The organism is Paucibacter sp. JuS9, from assembly GCF_044043925.2.
Classification (GTDB): Bacteria; Pseudomonadota; Gammaproteobacteria; order Burkholderiales; family Burkholderiaceae_C; genus JAUASW01.
The window spans coordinates 1,025,039-1,042,697 of sequence record NZ_CP194172.1 but is presented as its reverse complement, the minus strand read 5'-3'; the positions used below and the strand labels follow the sequence as shown (position 1 = coordinate 1,042,697).

Here is a 17,659-nt window from a genome sequence, read left to right as displayed (position 1 = left end):
TTGGATCTCGCTCATGCTCAGCATATATGCTGAACCGTGGCTCAATCTATTCTAGAAAGGAGGTGATCCAGCCGCACCTTCCGATACGGCTACCTTGTTACGACTTCACCCCAGTCACGAACCCTGCCGTGGTAATCGCCCCCCTTGCGGTTAGGCTAACTACTTCTGGCAGAACCCGCTCCCATGGTGTGACGGGCGGTGTGTACAAGACCCGGGAACGTATTCACCGCGGCAAGCTGATCCGCGATTACTAGCGATTCCGACTTCACGCAGTCGAGTTGCAGACTACGATCCGGACTACGACCGGTTTTCTGGGATTAGCTCCCCCTCGCGGGTTGGCAGCCCTCTGTACCGGCCATTGTATGACGTGTGTAGCCCTACCCATAAGGGCCATGATGACCTGACGTCATCCCCACCTTCCTCCGGTTTGTCACCGGCAGTCTCATTAGAGTGCCCTTTCGTAGCAACTAATGACAAGGGTTGCGCTCGTTGCGGGACTTAACCCAACATCTCACGACACGAGCTGACGACGGCCATGCAGCACCTGTGTTCTGGCTCTCTTTCGAGCACTCCCAAATCTCTTCAGGATTCCAGACATGTCAAGGGTAGGTAAGGTTTTTCGCGTTGCATCGAATTAAACCACATCATCCACCGCTTGTGCGGGTCCCCGTCAATTCCTTTGAGTTTCAACCTTGCGGCCGTACTCCCCAGGCGGTCAACTTCACGCGTTAGCTACGTTACTGAGAAGAAACCCTCCCAACAACCAGTTGACATCGTTTAGGGCGTGGACTACCAGGGTATCTAATCCTGTTTGCTCCCCACGCTTTCGTGCATGAGCGTCAGTACAGGTCCAGGGGATTGCCTTCGCCATCGGTGTTCCTCCGCATATCTACGCATTTCACTGCTACACGCGGAATTCCATCCCCCTCTACCGTACTCTAGCTATGCAGTCACAAAGGCAGTTCCCAGGTTGAGCCCGGGGATTTCACCTCTGTCTTGCATAACCGCCTGCGCACGCTTTACGCCCAGTAATTCCGATTAACGCTTGCACCCTACGTATTACCGCGGCTGCTGGCACGTAGTTAGCCGGTGCTTATTCTTCAGGTACCGTCATGAGGCGTCTGTATTAGAAACACCCTTTTCTTCCCTGACAAAAGCGGTTTACAACCCGAAGGCCTTCTTCCCGCACGCGGCATGGCTGGATCAGACTTGCGTCCATTGTCCAAAATTCCCCACTGCTGCCTCCCGTAGGAGTCTGGGCCGTGTCTCAGTCCCAGTGTGGCTGGTCGTCCTCTCAGACCAGCTACAGATCGTCGGCTTGGTGGGCCTTTACCCCACCAACTACCTAATCTGATATCGGCCGCTCCAATTGCGCGAGGTCTTGCGATCCCCCGCTTTCACCCTCAGGTCGTATGCGGTATTAGCCACTCTTTCGAGTAGTTATCCCCCACAACTGGGCACGTTCCGATATATTACTCACCCGTTCGCCACTCGTCAGCATCCGAAGACCTGTTACCGTTCGACTTGCATGTGTAAGGCATGCCGCCAGCGTTCAATCTGAGCCAGGATCAAACTCTACAGTTCGATCTTGATTTACTCAACGGAATCGACAAAACCATTTACATGATTCCATCTAATTTCCGTGAGCGTTTAAAGTCCAAGAGACTTGATACTCGTCACCAAGCATCAAAACTCACCTTCAAACGCCCACGCTTATCGGCTGTGAATTATTAAAGAACAGTGAGAATCTTTCGACCCTCTTGCGTTAATCACCGTTAAATCGGCGATCAGCACAGAAGCGAGATTATGACTGAATTCTTTCGAATTCGTCAAGCGCTTTTGAAAACTTTCTAAGTTCTCGCAGCGCTTGCAGCCCAGGGCTCGCCTGCCTTCACCACCCAGATCTGCACTTCGTTTCGAAGCACCGCTCGCAGCAGCGAAGCCCACGACTGTAGCACAAGAATTTCAGGGTTCGGAGAACTTCTCAGTGAAAAGTTCTCACGGCGGCCTGGCCGCCGGCACGGACACCCGCTTCATGCCTCCCACTGCGGCGTGCTTCGCAGCACCTCCTCCATCGTGGTAACGCCCTCGGCGATCTTCATGGCGCCGGCAAGGCGCAGGGGGCGGAGGCCCTCTTGCATGGCCTTGCGGCGCAAGGCGCTGATGTCCGGTTCAGGATGCAATGTGGCCTTGACGGCTTCACTGACGGTGAGCAGCTCGTACAGACCCGCACGGCCGCGATAGCCGGTATTGCGGCAATCCAGGCAGCCAACGGGCTTGTAGGGCTTCACGCCGCCGTTCATGCGCCAGTGCTTGAGCATTTCGTTCAAGGAGTCACGCGTCACCGAGGGGTCGGGCTGCTTGCAGTTGACGCACAGCGTGCGGACGAGGCGCTGCGCCAGCACGCCGATAACGGTCGCGCTGATTAGATATGGCGCAACGCCCAGATCTGTCAGCCGGGTGATCGCAGCCGCAGCGTCGTTGGTATGCAGCGTCGAAAAGACCAAATGGCCGGTCAGCGCAGCCTGGATGGCCATTTCGGCCGTGGCCAGGTCGCGGATTTCGCCGACCATGATGATGTCCGGGTCCTGGCGCATCAGCGCGCGCAGCCCCTCGGCAAAACCGAAATCCAGCGCCGACTGCGCCTGGGTCTGATTGAAGGCCGGCTCGATCATTTCGATCGGGTCTTCAATCGTGCAGACGTTCACTTCGTCCGTGGCCAGCCGCTTGAGCGTCGAGTACAGCGTGGTGGTCTTGCCGCTGCCGGTCGGCCCGGTCACCAGGATGATGCCGTGTGCCTGAGTGACCAGCTTCTCCCAGCGTTCGGTGTCATGGCTGGAGAAGCCCAGCATGCTGAGATCCTTGACCGCCGTGTCGGGGTCGAAGATGCGCATCACCATCTTCTCGCCAAACGCAGTGGGCAGAGTGGAGAGCCGCATTTCAACTTCATCACCAGCAGGATTGCGGGTTTTGATACGCCCGTCCAGCGGGCGGCGGCGCTCAACCACATCCATACGGCCGAGCAACTTGATGCGCGAGGTCATGGCGCTCATCACCGCCGAAGGCAGCTGATATACGGTGTGCAAGACGCCATCGATGCGGAAGCGGATCACGCCCATTTCGCGGCGCGGCTCGAGATGGATGTCGCTGGCTCGCTGATCGAAAGCGTACTGCCACAGCCAGTCGACCACCTGCACGACACCCTGGTCGTTGGCATCGAGCGCCTTGTTGCTCTTGCCCAGCTCCACCAACTGCTCGAAGCTGGCCACCTGGTTGGTCTCACCGGCCTTGGCGGCTGCACGGACCGATCGAGCCAGCGTAAAGAACTCGGTCGTGAAGCGGGCGATTTCGAGCGGGTTGGCAATCACCAGCTTGATGGTCTTGCGCGTGTGGGACTCGATCTGCGCCATCCAACTGGTGTCAAAGGGCTCAGAGGTCGCAATCGTCACGTCGGTCAGGCCGACCTGGATCGGCAAGCAGCGCTTGGCCTCGGCATAGCTGCCCGACATCACATCGGATACCCGGCCCACATCAACCTTCAGAGGATCGATTCTCAAGTAAGGCAGCTTGGCCCGTGTAGCCAGCCACTCGGTCAACACCTCAACTTCGAGCGGCTTGCCAGCAGATTTGCGCACCAGGCCCGCGCTGCCCAGCCGAACCAGCGGATGCAGCGAGCTGTCGCCAGCCGCAAAGCGCTGCTCCATCTTTTGGGCCTGCTCGGCATCGATGATCTCGTCCTCGACCAGCCAGCGAAGCAGCTGGCGCCATTCGAGTCGCCCCTCCGGCTTCAACTCGGGGCGGGCATCTGGCGCCTGTGCGGCTGTCTTGGTCTTGGTGCTCATCGGCTAGTCATTCAGCTGGTTGATGATGCTGATCGGCAGCGGTCGCACCAGGCGCAACCACTTGCGCGCCGGCAACTCATACTGCGACTCGATATTAGCTGCACGCTGCTCCAATTCCTCCCGCTCGGGAACCCTCACCCCGCGGGCAGCCACCAGCACCGTGTTGCCTTCCTTGGTCGGCGCCAGGCTCCACACCTGGTCAGAGCCAAAGATCCGGGCAATGCGAGTCGCGCTCCGGGTGAAGCTGGCACTGCGGCCAAAGAGATTGACCGTCATCAGCCCACCGTCGGCCAGCACATTGCGGCAGCCGGCATAGAAGGCTTCATCGTCCAGCACCGGGCCGGCGGCATCGTGGTCATAGAGATCCACATTCAAGACTTGTGCGCATTGGATGTTTTCATCCCGCTGCACCCACTCGCCAGCGTCTTCATTCAGCACCGTCAATCGCCTGTCGTCCTCGGGCAGATGAAACCAGGCTCGGCAGGCCGAGATCACGCTCGGGTTCAGCTCGACGGCCGTGGTCTGCATGCGCAGCACCTTGTGACAGAAGCGGGTGATGGCTGCCGCCCCCAAGCCCAATTGCACCGCATGCCCTGCACGGATCTCGTCCGTCTCGCGCCAAAGCATCCACGCCATCATGCGCTGGATGTATTCCAGCTCCAGTTGCTGGGGCTTGCGGATGCGCATGGCGCCCTGCACCCAGATCGAATCCAGGTGAAGGAAGCGCACGCCGTCGTATTCGCTCAGCGTGGCCGGGGCCCACTCTGACTGCTTCTTGCTCGTCTTCTTGCTGCTCATGGGGGACTCTGCCTCAGCGACTGCCAGGCCTTCAGCTTGTCATCGTAGGCCATCGTGTAGGCAGGGCTGCTGGAAGGAAGCGCCAGGACTCGCCATCGTGACTCGCCCAGCGCCGCCAACTGCCGCATGCCCAAGCGTGCGGCCGTGCCGCCATTGAAGCCTATGGTCTCCAGATGCGGCAGGCGTGCCAGCAGCCCGCCAAGGTCGCTGTGCAACGGGTCGCGGATATTGCTGTCCAGGCTACCCTCTCGTTCAGTCTCCTGGATCACGTCCCACAAGGCGATGCGCTGCTGGCGCAGCAGGCGCAGCCGATCTTCATAAGCCGCCACGATCAATGGCAGGCCGAACACGTCTCCCAACAGACGCCAGAACTGATTGCGCGGATGGCCGTAATACTGCTGAGCCTTCAAGGAAGCCACCCCTGGAAAGCTGCCCAGCAGCAGCCAGCGCGCCTGCGCATCGAATTGCGGGGTCAGTCCTTGCCAGCGCTCGGCCTGCCCTGCGCCGACGGCTTCAGCGATGATCGGCGCCCGAGATACTTGAGTCACGACTGCAGGAGATTGAGATGATGAATACCGAAGCCATCTGGCTGTTCCTGAACACCCAGGGCGCAGCCTTCGGATTGAAGGTGCTGACAGCACTGGCAGCCTGGATTGTGGGCCGCTGGCTGATCAACCTGAGCGTACGCCTGGTTGGCGTCGCACTCGAGCGAGGTCGCCGCATCGATTCGACACTGGCAACCTACCTGCGCTCGATCCTCACGGTGCTCCTGAACATCGTGCTGGTGCTGGCAATCCTGGACATCTTCGGTATCCAGACCACCTCCTTTGCCGCCCTGCTGGCTGGCGCCGGCCTGGCCATCGGTACCGCCTGGGGCGGCCTGCTGACCCACTTTGCGGCCGGCGTCTTCATGCAGGTGCTGCGGCCTTTCAAGGTGGGCGACTTCGTCCAGGTGGGCGGAGTCACCGGCACGGTGACCGAGATCGGCCTTTTCGGCACCACGGTCACCACGCCGGACAACGTGCAGACCATCGTCGGCAACAACAAGGTGTTCTCGGACACGATACAGAATTTCTCCAGCCTGCCCTTCCGCCGTGTCGACTGCGTGGCCAAGATCGCCAATGGCGTGGACCCGCTAGATGCGATTGCCCGGCTGCGCACTGCCGTTGCCGCCATTCCGAACGTCAAGACCTCACCGGCACCGGACATCGAGATCCTCAGTTTCACCGCCGAAGGCCCGCTGCTCTGCGTGCGTCCGTATACGTACACGGATCACTACTGGCAGGTGTATTTCGACACCCACAAGGCTGTGGTCGCCACCTTCGGCGCAGCCGGTTATCCGGTGCCTGAAACACCGATGGCGCCACGCAATCGCGAAGTTTGACGCTGACGAAGGAGCTGGACCGCTGATCAGCCGAGAGCCAGCCGCGGCAGCGCGGCCCGCACATTCGCGCTGGTGACCGCTGCGGTCTGCTCCAGCGTCCAGCCGCGCAGCTCTGCCAAGCTCTGCGCGATGCGCGGCAGCTCGGCCGGCTCATTGCGGCTGATCCCGCCACCGGCGCGCTGCTCGGCGGTCTTGTAGAGCCACTGCGGAGGAATATCAGGCGCATCGGTTTCGAGAACCAGGCTTTCAGCAGGCAGCTCGGATGCCAGTCGGCGGATCTGCAAGGAGCGATCAAATGTCAGCGTGCCGCCAAAGCCCAGCTTGAAACCAAGCTCGACAAAGGCCGCCGCCTGCTGGGCGCTGCCATTGAAGGCATGCGCGATACCGCCGCGAATGCCGCCGATGCGGCGCAAGCCAGCCAAGAGCTTGTCGGCGCTGCGCCTCACATGCAGGATCACGGGCAGATCGAAGCGACGCGCCAGCTTCAGTTGCTCCAGATAAAAATACTGCTGACGCTCGGCATCAATGCCGGGCACAAAGAAGTCCAGCCCGATCTCGCCCACGGCGACGAGCCGAGGGTCGCAGTGATGCTGCTCCAGCGCCTCGGCCAGCAGGGCAAGATCTTGCTCCGCAGCTCGCATCACATACATCGGATGGATGCCCAGCGTATAGACAAAGCGATGCTGGATGGCCAGATCGCGCACCGTTTCGAAGTTCGCTGCCTCTACCGCCGGAATCACGATCTGCGAAACACCAGAGGCACGGGCCCGGTCCACCACCGCTGCGCGGTCGGCGTCGAACTCAGCAGCGTCCAGATGGCAGTGGCTGTCTATCCACATGCCCGCGCCCTGCGATTCAGCGGAACACCACGGTGCGCCGGCCGTTCATCAGCACTCGATGTTCGGCATGCCACTGGATGGCGCGGGCCAGCGTCACGCATTCCGTATCGCGGCCGATCGCCACCAGCTGCTCGGGCGTCATGCTGTGGTCGATGCGTGCCACTTCCTGCTCGATGATCGGGCCTTCGTCGAGGTCCGAGGTCACGTAGTGCGCGGTGGCGCCGATCAGCTTCACGCCGCGCTCATGGGCCTGGTGATAAGGCCGGGCACCCTTGAAGCTGGGCAGGAAGCTGTGATGGATATTGATGGCACGGCCCGACAGGTACTCGCACATCTCGCCCGACAGGATCTGCATATAGCGAGCCAGCACGACCAGGTCGATGCGGTTCTCTTCGATCACCTCGCGGATGCGGCGCTCCTGCGCTGCCTTCTGCTCGGGCGTGGCGCCCAGCAGCGGGAAGTGATGGAAGGGAATGTTGTGCGAGGCCGCCAGCTGATAGAACTCGCGATGGTTCGAGACGATGGCCGGGATCTCGATAGGCAGATGCCCGGTCTGCACCCGGAACAGCAGGTCATTCAGGCAATGGCCGAGCTTTGAAACCAGCAAGAGCACGCGCGTCTTGGCTGCACTGGCCACCAGGGTCCAGTCCATCTGCATCTGGGCGGCCAACGGCGAAAATGCATGGCGCACCGACTCGAGGTCCAGCGCCGCTGCCGATTCAAACTCGATGCGCATGAAAAAGCGCTGATGGTCCCCATCGCCATGCTGGGCCGAGGTCAGGATGTTGCCGCCCTGCGCCAGCAGGAAACCGGTGACCGCATGGACGATGCCCGGGCGGTCCGGGCAGCTCAGCTTGAGAATGAATCGAGTACTGCTGCTCATGGTGGTCTTGACAAACTATTGCTGCACACGCCCGCCGACCAGGCGCAATTGCGCCTGGCATTGCGAGGCCAGATTCTGGTCGTGCGTAACCAGCACGAAGGCCGTGCCCTGCTCCCGCGCCGACTCCAGCATCAGCTGGAACACGCCCTGCGCCGTGTCACGGTCCAGGTTGCCTGTGGGCTCATCCGCCAGCACACAGGCCGGCTTGGTCACGAGCGCGCGGGCGATCGCCACGCGCTGACGCTCGCCGCCCGAGAGCTCGCCCGGGCGATGCAAGGTGCGCGCCGCCAACCCGACACGCGCCAGCATGGCGGCCGCCGCATCACGTGCTTCGGCCAAGGGCAAGCGGCGCACGCGCAATGGCATGGCCACATTGTCCAGCGCGCTGAACTCGGGCAGCAGGTGATGGAACTGGTAGACGAAGCCCAGGTGCTTGTTGCGCCATTGGCCGAGCATCGATTCATTCATCGGTGCCAGGTCTTGCCCCATCAGGCTGATGCGGCCGGAGGTTGGGCGGTCCAGGCCGCCGAGCAGATGCAGCAAGGTGGACTTCCCCGAACCCGAGGCGCCAAGAATCGCCAGCGTCTGGCCACGGCGCACGGTGATGTCCACGCCGCTGAGCACGGTCACATCCAGGGTGCCGTCATGAAAGCGGCGCTGCAGGCCCGTGCCTTGCAGGACGATGGAGTCGGTCAGGGCTTCACTCATAACGCAGGGCCTCGGCCGGTTGCACGCGGCTGGCGCGCCAGCTCGGATAGAGCGTGGCCAGGAAGGCCAGCGCCAGCGAGCTGAGCGCAATCGGAATGATGTCCCCCTGCTGCGGGTCGCTGGGCATGTGACTGATCAGATAGATGCTGCCGGGCAGGAAGCTGACGTTCAAGAGCTGCTCGATGGCCGGCACGATCACGTCCAGATTGAAAGCCACGCCCAGGCCCAGCAAGACGCCCGCCAGCGTGCCAATCACGCCAGAGGCCGCGCCCTGGACCATGAAGATGCCCATGATGGAGCGAGGGCTCGCGCCCAGCGTGCGCAGGATGGCGATGTCAGCCTGCTTGTCGGTCACCGTCATCACCAGCGTCGACACCAGGTTGAAGGCTGCCACGGCCACGATGAGCGTCAGGATGATGCTCATCAACCGCTTCTCGATCTGCACCGCGTCGAACCAGTTCGCATTGGTGCGGGTCCAGTCGCGCACGATCACTTCCGGGCCGAGGCTCAAGGCCAGCTCGCGGGCCACATTGCGGGCCTCGTGCACGTCTTTGAGCTTCACCTGAACGCCGGTGGCGCCCTCGACGCGGAAGAGCCGCGCTGCGTCCTGGATATGGATCAGGGCCAGACCGTTGTCGTATTCATAGTGGCCTGAGCGAAAGGTGCCGACGAGGGTGAAGGTCCGGAATCGCGGCTGCACGCCAGCCGGCGTCACCTGGCCACCGGGGGCTGCGATGGTGATCTTGTCGCCGTCGAATACGCCCAGCGAGCGCGCCAGCTCGGCGCCCAGCACGATGCCCCATTCGCCGGGCTTCAGCCTGGTCAGCACGCCTTCCTTGGTCAACTGGGCGGCCAGTGGCGTAACCGAGAGCTCGTAGGCCGGGTCGATGCCGCGCACCATCGTGCCCTTCATTTCCTCGCCACGCGCCACCAAGGCCTGGCTGGCCACGAAAGGTGCCGAGCCGATCACGGCCTTGTTCTCACGCGCCTTCGTGGCCAGCGGCTGCCAGTCCGGCATGCCGCCGCCGCGCGCGTCGATCAGCTCGACATGCGAAATCACCGACAACATGCGGTCGCGCACCTCTTTCTGGAAGCCATTCATCACCGACAGCACGATGATCAGCGCGGCCACGCCCAGGGCAATGCCGAGCACCGAAACGCCGGAGATGAAGGAGATGAAGCGATTTCGGCGACCGCCGCGACCGGCGCGGGTGTAGCGCCAGCCGATCTGCAACTCGTAGGGCCAATTCATGGGGCGCGATGCTAACCCAGGCCCTGGCCCGGGCCATCGCTCACTCGCCTTCGGGCTTGACCCTGAACTCGAGGTCGCGGTTGAACCAGCGCGTCGGACTGCTGGGGTCGTAATTGCCCTGCTGCATGCCGACAAGGTCGTAGTTGTTGATCAGCGCATCGATGAACAGCGAGCTCTTGTTGGCGGGCTGGCCAGTTCGCTGCTCGACAGCCACGTAATCCGGCTCAGTCTCGAACTGCGCATGCTTGACCCGGCGTTCGTCGAACAAGGACTTGACCGTCTGCAGGATGGAGAAATCGTAGCCCTCGGCATCCGAGATGTAGGTGTCGATCTCGGAGATGCCATGCTGCTTGAGGAAATTCGCCAGGTTGATGCCCTGCACCGTGATCACCTCCTTGGTGAACACCTGGTTCTTCGGTCCGTTGTTGCGGTAGCCGTCCGACACCTCGCACAGCGAGGACGACTGCATGTTGTCGTGGTCGCCGTCCATCTTGGAGACATAGAAGCTGACCGGCCCCTCGTTGACGCACACCGCCGCATTGATGATGTGGACACTCGGGAACGGCCGGTAGCGCTCCTGCAGTCGACCGGCCAGCAGCGGGATGGGCTCAAAACCGTAGCAGACGTCGAAGTCCTTGAAGATCTTGTCGAAGCTGCCGCCCTGGTTGAGGCCGATATAGATCAACACTTTTGCCATCACTTGCCCTCCGACGGAACATTCAATACAAGACCACCACCTTAAGCCGCCCATCGCCGACCCGATGGTCCGATATGAGCCGCCTTGGCAGCACAAATCCTCGGGCGCTCTTCAATGCGCTTCATCCCAGTTTGAGCCCACGCCCACCTCGGCCAGCAGCGGCACCTTCAGGCTGGCCACGCCGGCCATCAGGCGAGGCACCTCGGCCTTGATCCAGTCCAGTTCGGCGTCAGGCACCTCGAAAACCAGCTCGTCGTGCACCTGCATGATGATGCGTGTCTTCTTGCCCGACTCGTCCAGCGCCTTTTGCACCGCCACCATGGCCAGCTTGATCAGGTCGGCCGCCGTGCCCTGCATGGGGGCGTTGATGGCCTGGCGTTCGGCGCCGGCCTTGCGCGGGCCGTTGCCACCCTTGATCTCGGGCAGGGTGATGCGGCGGCCGAACAGGGTCTCCACATAGCCGAGCTCGGCAGCGCGGGCCTTGGTCTCGTCCATGTAGCGCTTCACGCCGGCGAAGCGGGCAAAGTAACGGTCGATGTAGTCCTTGGCCGCCTTGGTCTCGATGCCGAGGCTCGTGGCCAGGCCGAAGGCACCCATGCCGTAGATCAGACCGAAGTTGATGGTCTTGGCATAGCGGCGCTGCTCCGAGCTGACCTCGGCCACCGGCGTGCCGAACACTTCGGAGGCGGTGGCCTTGTGCACGTCGATGCCTTCGCTGAAGGCCTTAAGGAGGCCCGGGTCTTCGCTGATGTGGGCCATCAGGCGCAGCTCGATCTGCGAATAGTCGGCACTGACGATGTGATGCCCGGCTGGCGCCACAAAGGCCTCGCGAACGCGGCGGCCTTCCGCGGTGCGGATCGGGATGTTCTGCAGGTTGGGGTCGGTGCTGGCCAGGCGGCCGGTCACCGCAACCGCCTGCGAGTAGTTGGTGTGGACGCGGCCGGTTTCCGGGTTGACCTGCAAGGGCAGCTTGTCCGTGTAGGTGCTCTTGAGCTTGGCCAGGCCGCGGTACTCGAGGATCTTGGCCGGCAGCGGATAGTCCTCGGCAAGCTTGTCCAGCACCTCCTCGTCGGTGGAGGGCGCACCGGTCGCCGTCTTCTTCACCACCGGCAGGCCGAGCTTGTTGAACAGGATCTCGCCGATCTGCTTGGGGCTGCCCATGTTGAAGGGCTGGCCGGCAATCTCGTAGGCCTCCTGTTCGATCTTCACCAGGCGCTGCGCCAGCTCATGGCTTTGCGCTTGCAGCTTGGCTCCGTCGATCAAGACGCCATTGCGCTCAATGCGCATGAGCAGCTTGGAGGCCGGCATCTCGATCTGCTCGTAGACGTACTTCAGGCCCGCCTCAGCCTCGATCGCCGGATAGAGCCTTTCATGCACGCCCAGGCACATCTCCGAATCTTCGCAGCTGTACTCGCTCGCCTTGGCCACATCGACCTGAGCGAATGGAATCTGGTGCACGCCCTTGCCGCAGAGGTCTTCGTAGCTCAGGCCGTGGCGGCCGAGGTGGCGATCAGCCAATGCTTCCAGGCCGTGGGTCTTGTGCGCCTCAAGCACATAGCTCTGCAGCATCGTGTCATGGCGATAGCCCTGCACATTGACGCCGTGGTTGGCGAACACATGGGTGTCGTACTTGATGTTCTGCCCGAGCTTGGCCTTGGACTCGTCTTCCAGCCAGGGCTTCAGCCTGGCCAGCACCTCTTCGAGTGGCAACTGCGCGGGCGCATCGGGGCCGGCGTGGCGCAAGGGAATGTAGGCGGCCTCGCCGACCTGGTCGCTGAAGCTGATGCCGACGATGCTTGCCCGCATCGGGTCCAGCGAATCGGTTTCGGTGTCCAGGCCCGTCAGCGGCGCGGCATTGATGCGGGCCAGCCATTGGTCGAAGGTGGCCCAGTCGAGCACGGTGTCGTAGTGCTTGTCGATGGCAGAAGAGGCCGGCGCCGATGCATCGGCGAACAGGTCGCCCGTCTGCTGCGGGGCGGCCTTCGGGGCCGATGCAGCCGGCGTTTCGCCGCTCAGCTCGCGCAGCCAGGTCTTGAAGCCATTGCGGCTGTAGAAATCCTTCAGGCCGGTCTCGTCCACCGGCTTCAGCGCAAGTTCCTCGAGCGCCGGCCAGCCGGGCACATGCCCGGCAAGGTCGCAATCGCACACCACGGTGACGAGCTTGCGGCCCATGGGCAGCCAGTCCAGGGCCTTGCGCAGGTTCTCACCGGCCACGCCCTTGATCTTGTCGGCATTGGCGATCACGCCATCCAGCGAGCCATGCTCGGCAATCCATTTGGCCGCCGTCTTGGGGCCGACCTTCTCGACACCGGGTACGTTGTCCACGGTGTCGCCCATCAAGGTCAGGTAGTCGATGATGCGGTCCGGCGGTACGCCGAATTTTTCCAGCACGCCGGCTTCGTCCAGGCGCTCGGGCGGCTTGGCCATGGTGTTGATCAGGCTCACATCGGCATTCACCAGCTGGGCCATGTCCTTGTCGCCGGTGGCCACGATCACCTGGTGGCCCGCCGCAGCGCCCACGCGGCACAGCGTGCCGATGGCGTCGTCCGCCTCGATGCCGGGCACCACCAGCACCGGCCAGCCCAGGAGCTTCACCACTTCATGGATCGGGTCGATCTGCTCGCGCAGCGCATCCGGCATGGGTGCGCGCTGGGCCTTGTATTCGGGGTACCACTCGTCGCGGAACGTCGGGCCCTTGGCGTCAAAAATGCAGGCGGCATGCTCGGCGCCGATGTCGTCGCGCAGCTTCTTCATCATCGCCACCATGCCGTGCACGGCGCCGGTGGCCTGGCCCTGCGGCCCACGCAGGTCAGGCATGGCATGGAAGGCACGGTAGAGGAAGCTGGAACCGTCGACCAGCAGCAGGATGGGTTTGCTCATGGCGGCGATTGTCATGCACTTAGAATGAACCCATGCCTCAGCACAACCACCGCCTGCACCGTCTGCTGCCCCTGCCCTTGCTGGCCCTGGCCGCACATGCCGCTCAGGCGGCTGACAAACCCGCGGCGCCGACCGCGCCAACAGCAGGAACCACGCAGGCGCCCCTGGTTACCCCGCCCGAACCCAAGGTCGAGGTCATCGTGCTCGAGGACGACAGCACCCGCATCGAGGAGCTGCGCGTGCGCGGCCAGGCCCAGACGGCCAAGGTCACGCCCAAGGACAGCAAGCTGCCGTCCTATGAAATCATCCTGCCCGACGGCGGCCGCGACATGTCCTCCGGCTCCGTCACGCGTGGCGCCGCCGGCAAGCGCGTCTGGAAGCTGCTGACTTTCTGAACACCTCCGGCCTGCGGCCCCGGGTCGCAAGCCCACTCTGAGCGCCATGGCTGTTTTCACCGAAGTCACCCACGAGCAGGCACAAGCCCTCGTGAGCCGCCTGAACCTGGGCCGGCTGCAGCAATTGCGCGGCATCACCGCCGGCATCGAGAACAGCAATTTCTTCCTCACGACCGATCGCGGCGAGTTCGTGCTCACGCTGTTCGAGCGCCTGAGCTTCGAGCAGTTGCCCTTCTACCTGCGCCTGATGCAGCATCTGGCGCGGCGCGGCATCCAGGTGCCCGACCCGCAGGCGGATGCCAGCGGCGAGATCCTGCATGAGCTGAGCGGCAAGCCGGCGGCCGTGGTCAACCGTCTGTGCGGAGGCCATCAGCTCGCGCCCGACGTCTTCCATTGCGAACAGGTCGGCGCCGAGCTGGCCCGCATGCATCTGGCCGCACAAGACTACGAGTTGCACCAACCCAATCTGCGCGGCCTGCCCTGGTGGACCGAGACCGTGCCCGTGGTGTTGCCGCATCTGGAAGCGGCCCAAGCCGCGCTCCTGTCCGAAGAGCTGAGCTTCCAGCAGCAACTGGCCGCGTCGGCAGGCTATGCCGAGCTGCCGCGCGGCCCAGTTCACGCTGATCTGTTCCGCGACAACGTCATGTTCGATGGACTGCCCGGTCGCGAAAAGCTCAGCGGCTTCTTCGACTTCTATTTCGCTGGCGTCGATACCTGGCTGTTCGACATCGCCGTATGCATCAATGACTGGTGCATCGACCTGGCCAGCGGCCGGCTCGATGAATTGCGTGCCCAGGCCTTCGTCGATGCCTATGAAACCGTGCGGCCCTTGAGCGGCACCGAGCACCGGCTGCTGCCGGCCCTCCTGCGCGCTGCCGCCCTGCGCTTCTGGATTTCGCGGCTCTGGGACTTCCATCTGCCGCGCGACGCTGCGCTCCTGAAACCCCACGACCCGACGCATTTCGAGCGCGTGCTGCGCGAGCGCATCGGCGCACCCTGGCATGCCGTGAAGGAAGCTGCATGACGATGACGCTGCACCTGCAGACCGTGCCTGCCCGCAACGGGCTGCTCTGGATACGCCATGCCTTCAAGGTCTGGCAGCGCAAGCCGCTCGCGCTGACCGGGCTGTTCTCATTCTCGATGTTCAGCGCCCTGCTGCTGAGTCTGCTGCCCTTTGGCGGCCTGCTCCTGGTGGCTGCGCTGCCCCTGATGTCGCTGGGTTTCATGCTGGCCACCCATCTGGTGCTGCAGGACAAGACGCCCAGCATCCAGGTTTTCGCCGCGCCCTTCAAGGTCAATTCCCCGCAAAGCCGGACCCAGCTGACGCTGTGCGCGGCCTACGCGGCAAGCGCTCTGGTGATGGCCCTGGTGCTGAACTGGGTCGATGGCGCGACCATGGACCAGGCGATACGCGCGCTGCAGAAGGAAATGGCCCGCGAGAAGCCGGACGGCGATGCCATGAACGCGATCTGGATGGAGCCCGCCGTGCTGAAGGCGCTCGGCTGGCACCTGCTGGCCAGCACCTTGCTGGCCATTCCCTTCTGGCATGCGCCGGCCCTGGTCCACTGGGGCGGCCAAGGAGCGATGCAAGCGCTGTTCTCCAGCACCCTGGGCTTGTGGCGCAACCGCGGCGCGTTCTCGGTCAATGCCATGGCATGGGCCGGCTTGATCATGGGGCTGTCGCTCCTGATCAGCGGCGCGGCGCTGGTGCTGGGGCCGCTGCTGCTGCTGCCCTTGCTGGCGCTGGTCCTGCTGCTGCCCACGCTCTTCTACGCCTCGCTGTACTTCACCTTCATCGACTGCTTCATGTTCGGCGCGCCGCGCGATCTGCTGAGCAAGTAGTCGCACGCCCCGACCACAACGGCCCCGGCAACCCCGGGGCCTTTGTGTTTGTCGCGCCGCGTCTTCACGCTGTTGACACACCCGCTGCCTACATTGCGGCCCCAGCGCGACGGCCCGATCAACCAACGGCCGCGCACGACGACAACGACACCGTGGAGTAAATCGAGCATGTCCCAAGCCCATCACCCGAACCGCCGCCAGGCCCTGAAGTTTCTCGGCACGCCAATGCTGCTGCCGATCAGCGGCGTCGGCACCAGCATCGGCTTGAGCGCCTGCGGCGGCGGTGACGCCGCGAGCATCACCTTCACCTCGGCCAGCTTTGCAGCGATGGCCGCACCGAGCCTGGCGGACCCGGCCGCGATGGCCAAGACGGCTGTGGCTTCAAGCCTGGACGTGATGCTCAGCGACGGCAGCAAGCAGAGCTTCAAGCTGGCCTACCAGCCCTTCTTCATGACCGGCGACCTGGTGCCGGACGGCAAGGGCGGCACCCTCCTGGCCGGCGGTTATGTCGACATCAAGAACCAGCCCATCATCGACACCTCGGTGGCCGGCAAGAGCCGCCAGTTCTTCTCCGACTCGCCGGACGGCACTTCGCTGCTGTCGGTGCCCAACCCGACCGTGGCCGGCATCAAGGGCAAGGCCGTGTTTGCCGTCGTGCAGTTCGAGTACACGACATGGGCGCAAGACGGCAAGACCGACATGTACGGCAAGCTGCCCTCGCCCATCGCCGTCCTCACGCTGGACCAGGACCAGACGACCGGCAAGCTGACGCTGGTGAAGTACCACAACGTCGACACCTCGGCGGCGCATGGCCTGTGGATCACCTGCGGCTCCAGCCTCTCGCCCTGGGGCACGCATCTCTCCAGCGAAGAGTACGAGCCGGATGCCTTCACCATCGCCTCCAACACGATGTTCAAGGCCTTCAGCAAGAACACGTTCGGCGACGAGACCAAGGCCAACCCCTACCACTACGGCCACATGCCCGAAGTGACGGTCAACCCGGACGGCACGGGCACCCTGAAGAAGCACTACTGCCTGGGCCGCATTTCGCATGAGCTGATCGAGGTGATGCCCGACAACCGCACCGCACTGATGGGCGACGACGCCACCAATGGCGGCCTGTTCATGTTCGTGGCCGACAAGGAAAAAGACCTGTCATCGGGCAGCCTCTACGTCGCCAGGTTCGGCGCCGGCTTCTCTATCGACCCGGCCGCCGCCGGTGCCGCGGTCACCTGGATCAAGATGGGCTCGGCCAGCAGCGCAGAAATCGAAGCGCTGGCCAACACGCTGAAGCCGACCGACATCATGGACGTGCAGACCGCCGATCCCAAGGACGCCAGCTATACGAAGATCAACTTCAGCGGCAAGGTGCAGTGGGTCAAGGTCAAGCCGGGCATGGAGAAGGCCGCGGCCTTCCTGGAATCACATCGCTACGCAGCACTTGTTGGCGGCACGATGGCCTTCAGCAAGATGGAAGGCACGACGGTCAATGCCAAGGACAAGATCGCCTACTCGGCCCTGCAGAACATGCAGAGCTCCATGGTGCGCAACAACGCGGCCTGGAACGAGGCCTATGGCGTCACGCTGGAGAAGGCCGTGAATGCCGGTGGCGTGCTGGCTCACACGCTGTCGGGTGGCCAGAAGGACACGGCCGGCACGGCGATCAACAGCGAATGGGTGGTCACGCGGACCAAGATGCTGCTGGTGGGCGAGGACATCGCCGCCGACGCACTGGGCAACCTGGCCAACCCCGACAAGATCGGCGCGCCCGACAACCTGAAGTTCTCCGAAAAGCTGCGCACCCTCTTCATCGGCGAAGACAGCGGCTATCACGTCAACAACTTCGTCTGGGCCTACAACGTCGACACCAAGGTTCTCTCACGCCTGGTCTCAATGCCTTCGGGCGCCGAAGCGACGGGCCTGGGCGTGGTGGACGACCTGAACGGCTGGACCTACATCACCAGCAACTTCCAGCATCCCGGCGACTGGAGCGCCAGCCTGCACAGCAAGGTGCAAGCGACGCTGGACCCGCTGGTGCGCGCCAACTTCAAGGACCGCTTCGGTGCCGCCGTCGGCTACCTGACCGGCGAAGCCACCGGCATGAAGCTGGACAAGCTCTGAAGCGAAGGAACGCCGCCC

14 protein-coding genes and 1 rRNA gene are annotated in these 17,659 nt (G+C 63.1%); 5 read left to right on the top strand and 10 right to left on the bottom strand.

Translation table 11 applies throughout. The features are described from left to right. Window positions 1-55: 55 nt before the first annotated feature. The 4 genes from ABT392_RS04550 to ABT392_RS04535 all read right to left on the bottom strand — a co-directional run bounded on the left by ABT392_RS04550 (window position 56) and on the right by ABT392_RS04535 (window position 5,161). Window positions 56-1,584, bottom strand: a 16S ribosomal RNA gene (locus ABT392_RS04550). 449 nt (window positions 1,585-2,033) lie between these two features. Next, the gene (gene tfpB, locus ABT392_RS04545; protein ID WP_334278927.1) at window positions 2,034-3,842 is read right to left on the bottom strand and encodes a type IV pilus assembly ATPase TfpB; all 1,809 of its coding nucleotides are present in this window, start codon (window positions 3,840-3,842) and stop codon (window positions 2,034-2,036) included. A 3-nt stretch (window positions 3,843-3,845) separates the two neighbouring features. Continuing rightward, window positions 3,846-4,640, bottom strand: a complete 795-nt coding sequence (locus ABT392_RS04540; protein WP_334278926.1) for a spermine/spermidine synthase domain-containing protein — start codon at window positions 4,638-4,640, stop codon at window positions 3,846-3,848. Next, entirely contained in the window at window positions 4,637-5,161 is a 525-nt protein-coding gene (locus ABT392_RS04535) for a DNA-deoxyinosine glycosylase (RefSeq protein ID WP_395386859.1), read from the bottom strand. The genes ABT392_RS04540 and ABT392_RS04535 overlap by 4 nt, the downstream gene beginning before the upstream one ends. A 47-nt stretch (window positions 5,162-5,208) precedes the next feature. On the opposite strand from ABT392_RS04535, the gene ABT392_RS04530 reads away from it, so the two are divergent. Next, entirely contained in the window at window positions 5,209-6,024 is an 816-nt protein-coding gene (locus ABT392_RS04530; RefSeq protein ID WP_334278925.1) for a mechanosensitive ion channel family protein, read from the top strand. Between the two features lie 26 nt (window positions 6,025-6,050). Here the strand turns inward: ABT392_RS04530 and ABT392_RS04525 are convergent, their stop codons facing one another. The 6 genes from ABT392_RS04525 to polA all read right to left on the bottom strand — a co-directional run bounded on the left by ABT392_RS04525 (window position 6,051) and on the right by polA (window position 13,283). Next, window positions 6,051-6,863 (bottom strand): TatD family hydrolase, encoded by an 813-nt coding sequence (locus ABT392_RS04525; protein WP_395386474.1) that lies wholly within the window; start codon window positions 6,861-6,863, stop codon window positions 6,051-6,053. Window positions 6,864-6,879: 16 nt separating this feature from the next. Next, the gene (gene purU / locus ABT392_RS04520; RefSeq protein ID WP_395386475.1) at window positions 6,880-7,746 is read right to left on the bottom strand and encodes a formyltetrahydrofolate deformylase; all 867 of its coding nucleotides are present in this window, start codon (window positions 7,744-7,746) and stop codon (window positions 6,880-6,882) included. Between the two features lie 15 nt (window positions 7,747-7,761). Further along, entirely contained in the window at window positions 7,762-8,454 is a 693-nt protein-coding gene (locus ABT392_RS04515; protein ID WP_334278922.1) for an ABC transporter ATP-binding protein, read from the bottom strand. After that, on the bottom strand, window positions 8,447-9,706 hold the full coding sequence (locus ABT392_RS04510) for a lipoprotein-releasing ABC transporter permease subunit (protein ID WP_395386476.1): 1,260 nt from the start codon (window positions 9,704-9,706) through the stop codon (window positions 8,447-8,449). Before ABT392_RS04510 ends, ABT392_RS04515 begins: the two co-directional genes overlap by 8 nt. A gap of 40 nt (window positions 9,707-9,746) precedes the next feature. Then, window positions 9,747-10,403 (bottom strand): FkbM family methyltransferase, encoded by a 657-nt coding sequence (locus ABT392_RS04505; protein ID WP_334278920.1) that lies wholly within the window; start codon window positions 10,401-10,403, stop codon window positions 9,747-9,749. A 111-nt stretch (window positions 10,404-10,514) separates the two neighbouring features. Then, a complete protein-coding gene (polA, locus tag ABT392_RS04500) occupies window positions 10,515-13,283 on the bottom strand; it encodes a DNA polymerase I (protein WP_395386477.1) in 2,769 nt (922 codons plus the stop codon). 32 nt (window positions 13,284-13,315) lie between these two features. Here polA and ABT392_RS04495 point away from each other — a divergent pair, with 32 nt between their 5' ends. From ABT392_RS04495 to ABT392_RS04480, 4 genes are all read left to right on the top strand, one after another. Further along, window positions 13,316-13,678 carry a hypothetical protein gene (locus tag ABT392_RS04495; protein WP_334278918.1) on the top strand — a complete coding sequence of 121 codons (363 nt, stop codon included), beginning with the start codon at window positions 13,316-13,318 and terminating at the stop codon, window positions 13,676-13,678. 46 nt (window positions 13,679-13,724) lie between these two features. Continuing rightward, window positions 13,725-14,702, top strand: coding sequence for a homoserine kinase (locus ABT392_RS04490; protein ID WP_334278917.1), 978 nt, complete (start codon window positions 13,725-13,727; stop codon window positions 14,700-14,702). Then, the gene (locus ABT392_RS04485; RefSeq protein ID WP_395386478.1) at window positions 14,699-15,520 is read left to right on the top strand and encodes a BPSS1780 family membrane protein; all 822 of its coding nucleotides are present in this window, start codon (window positions 14,699-14,701) and stop codon (window positions 15,518-15,520) included. The genes ABT392_RS04490 and ABT392_RS04485 overlap by 4 nt, the downstream gene beginning before the upstream one ends. 168 nt (window positions 15,521-15,688) lie before the next feature. Beyond that, on the top strand, window positions 15,689-17,641 hold the full coding sequence (locus ABT392_RS04480; RefSeq protein ID WP_395386479.1) for a PhoX family protein: 1,953 nt from the start codon (window positions 15,689-15,691) through the stop codon (window positions 17,639-17,641). The last annotated feature ends 18 nt before the right edge of the window (window positions 17,642-17,659 follow it).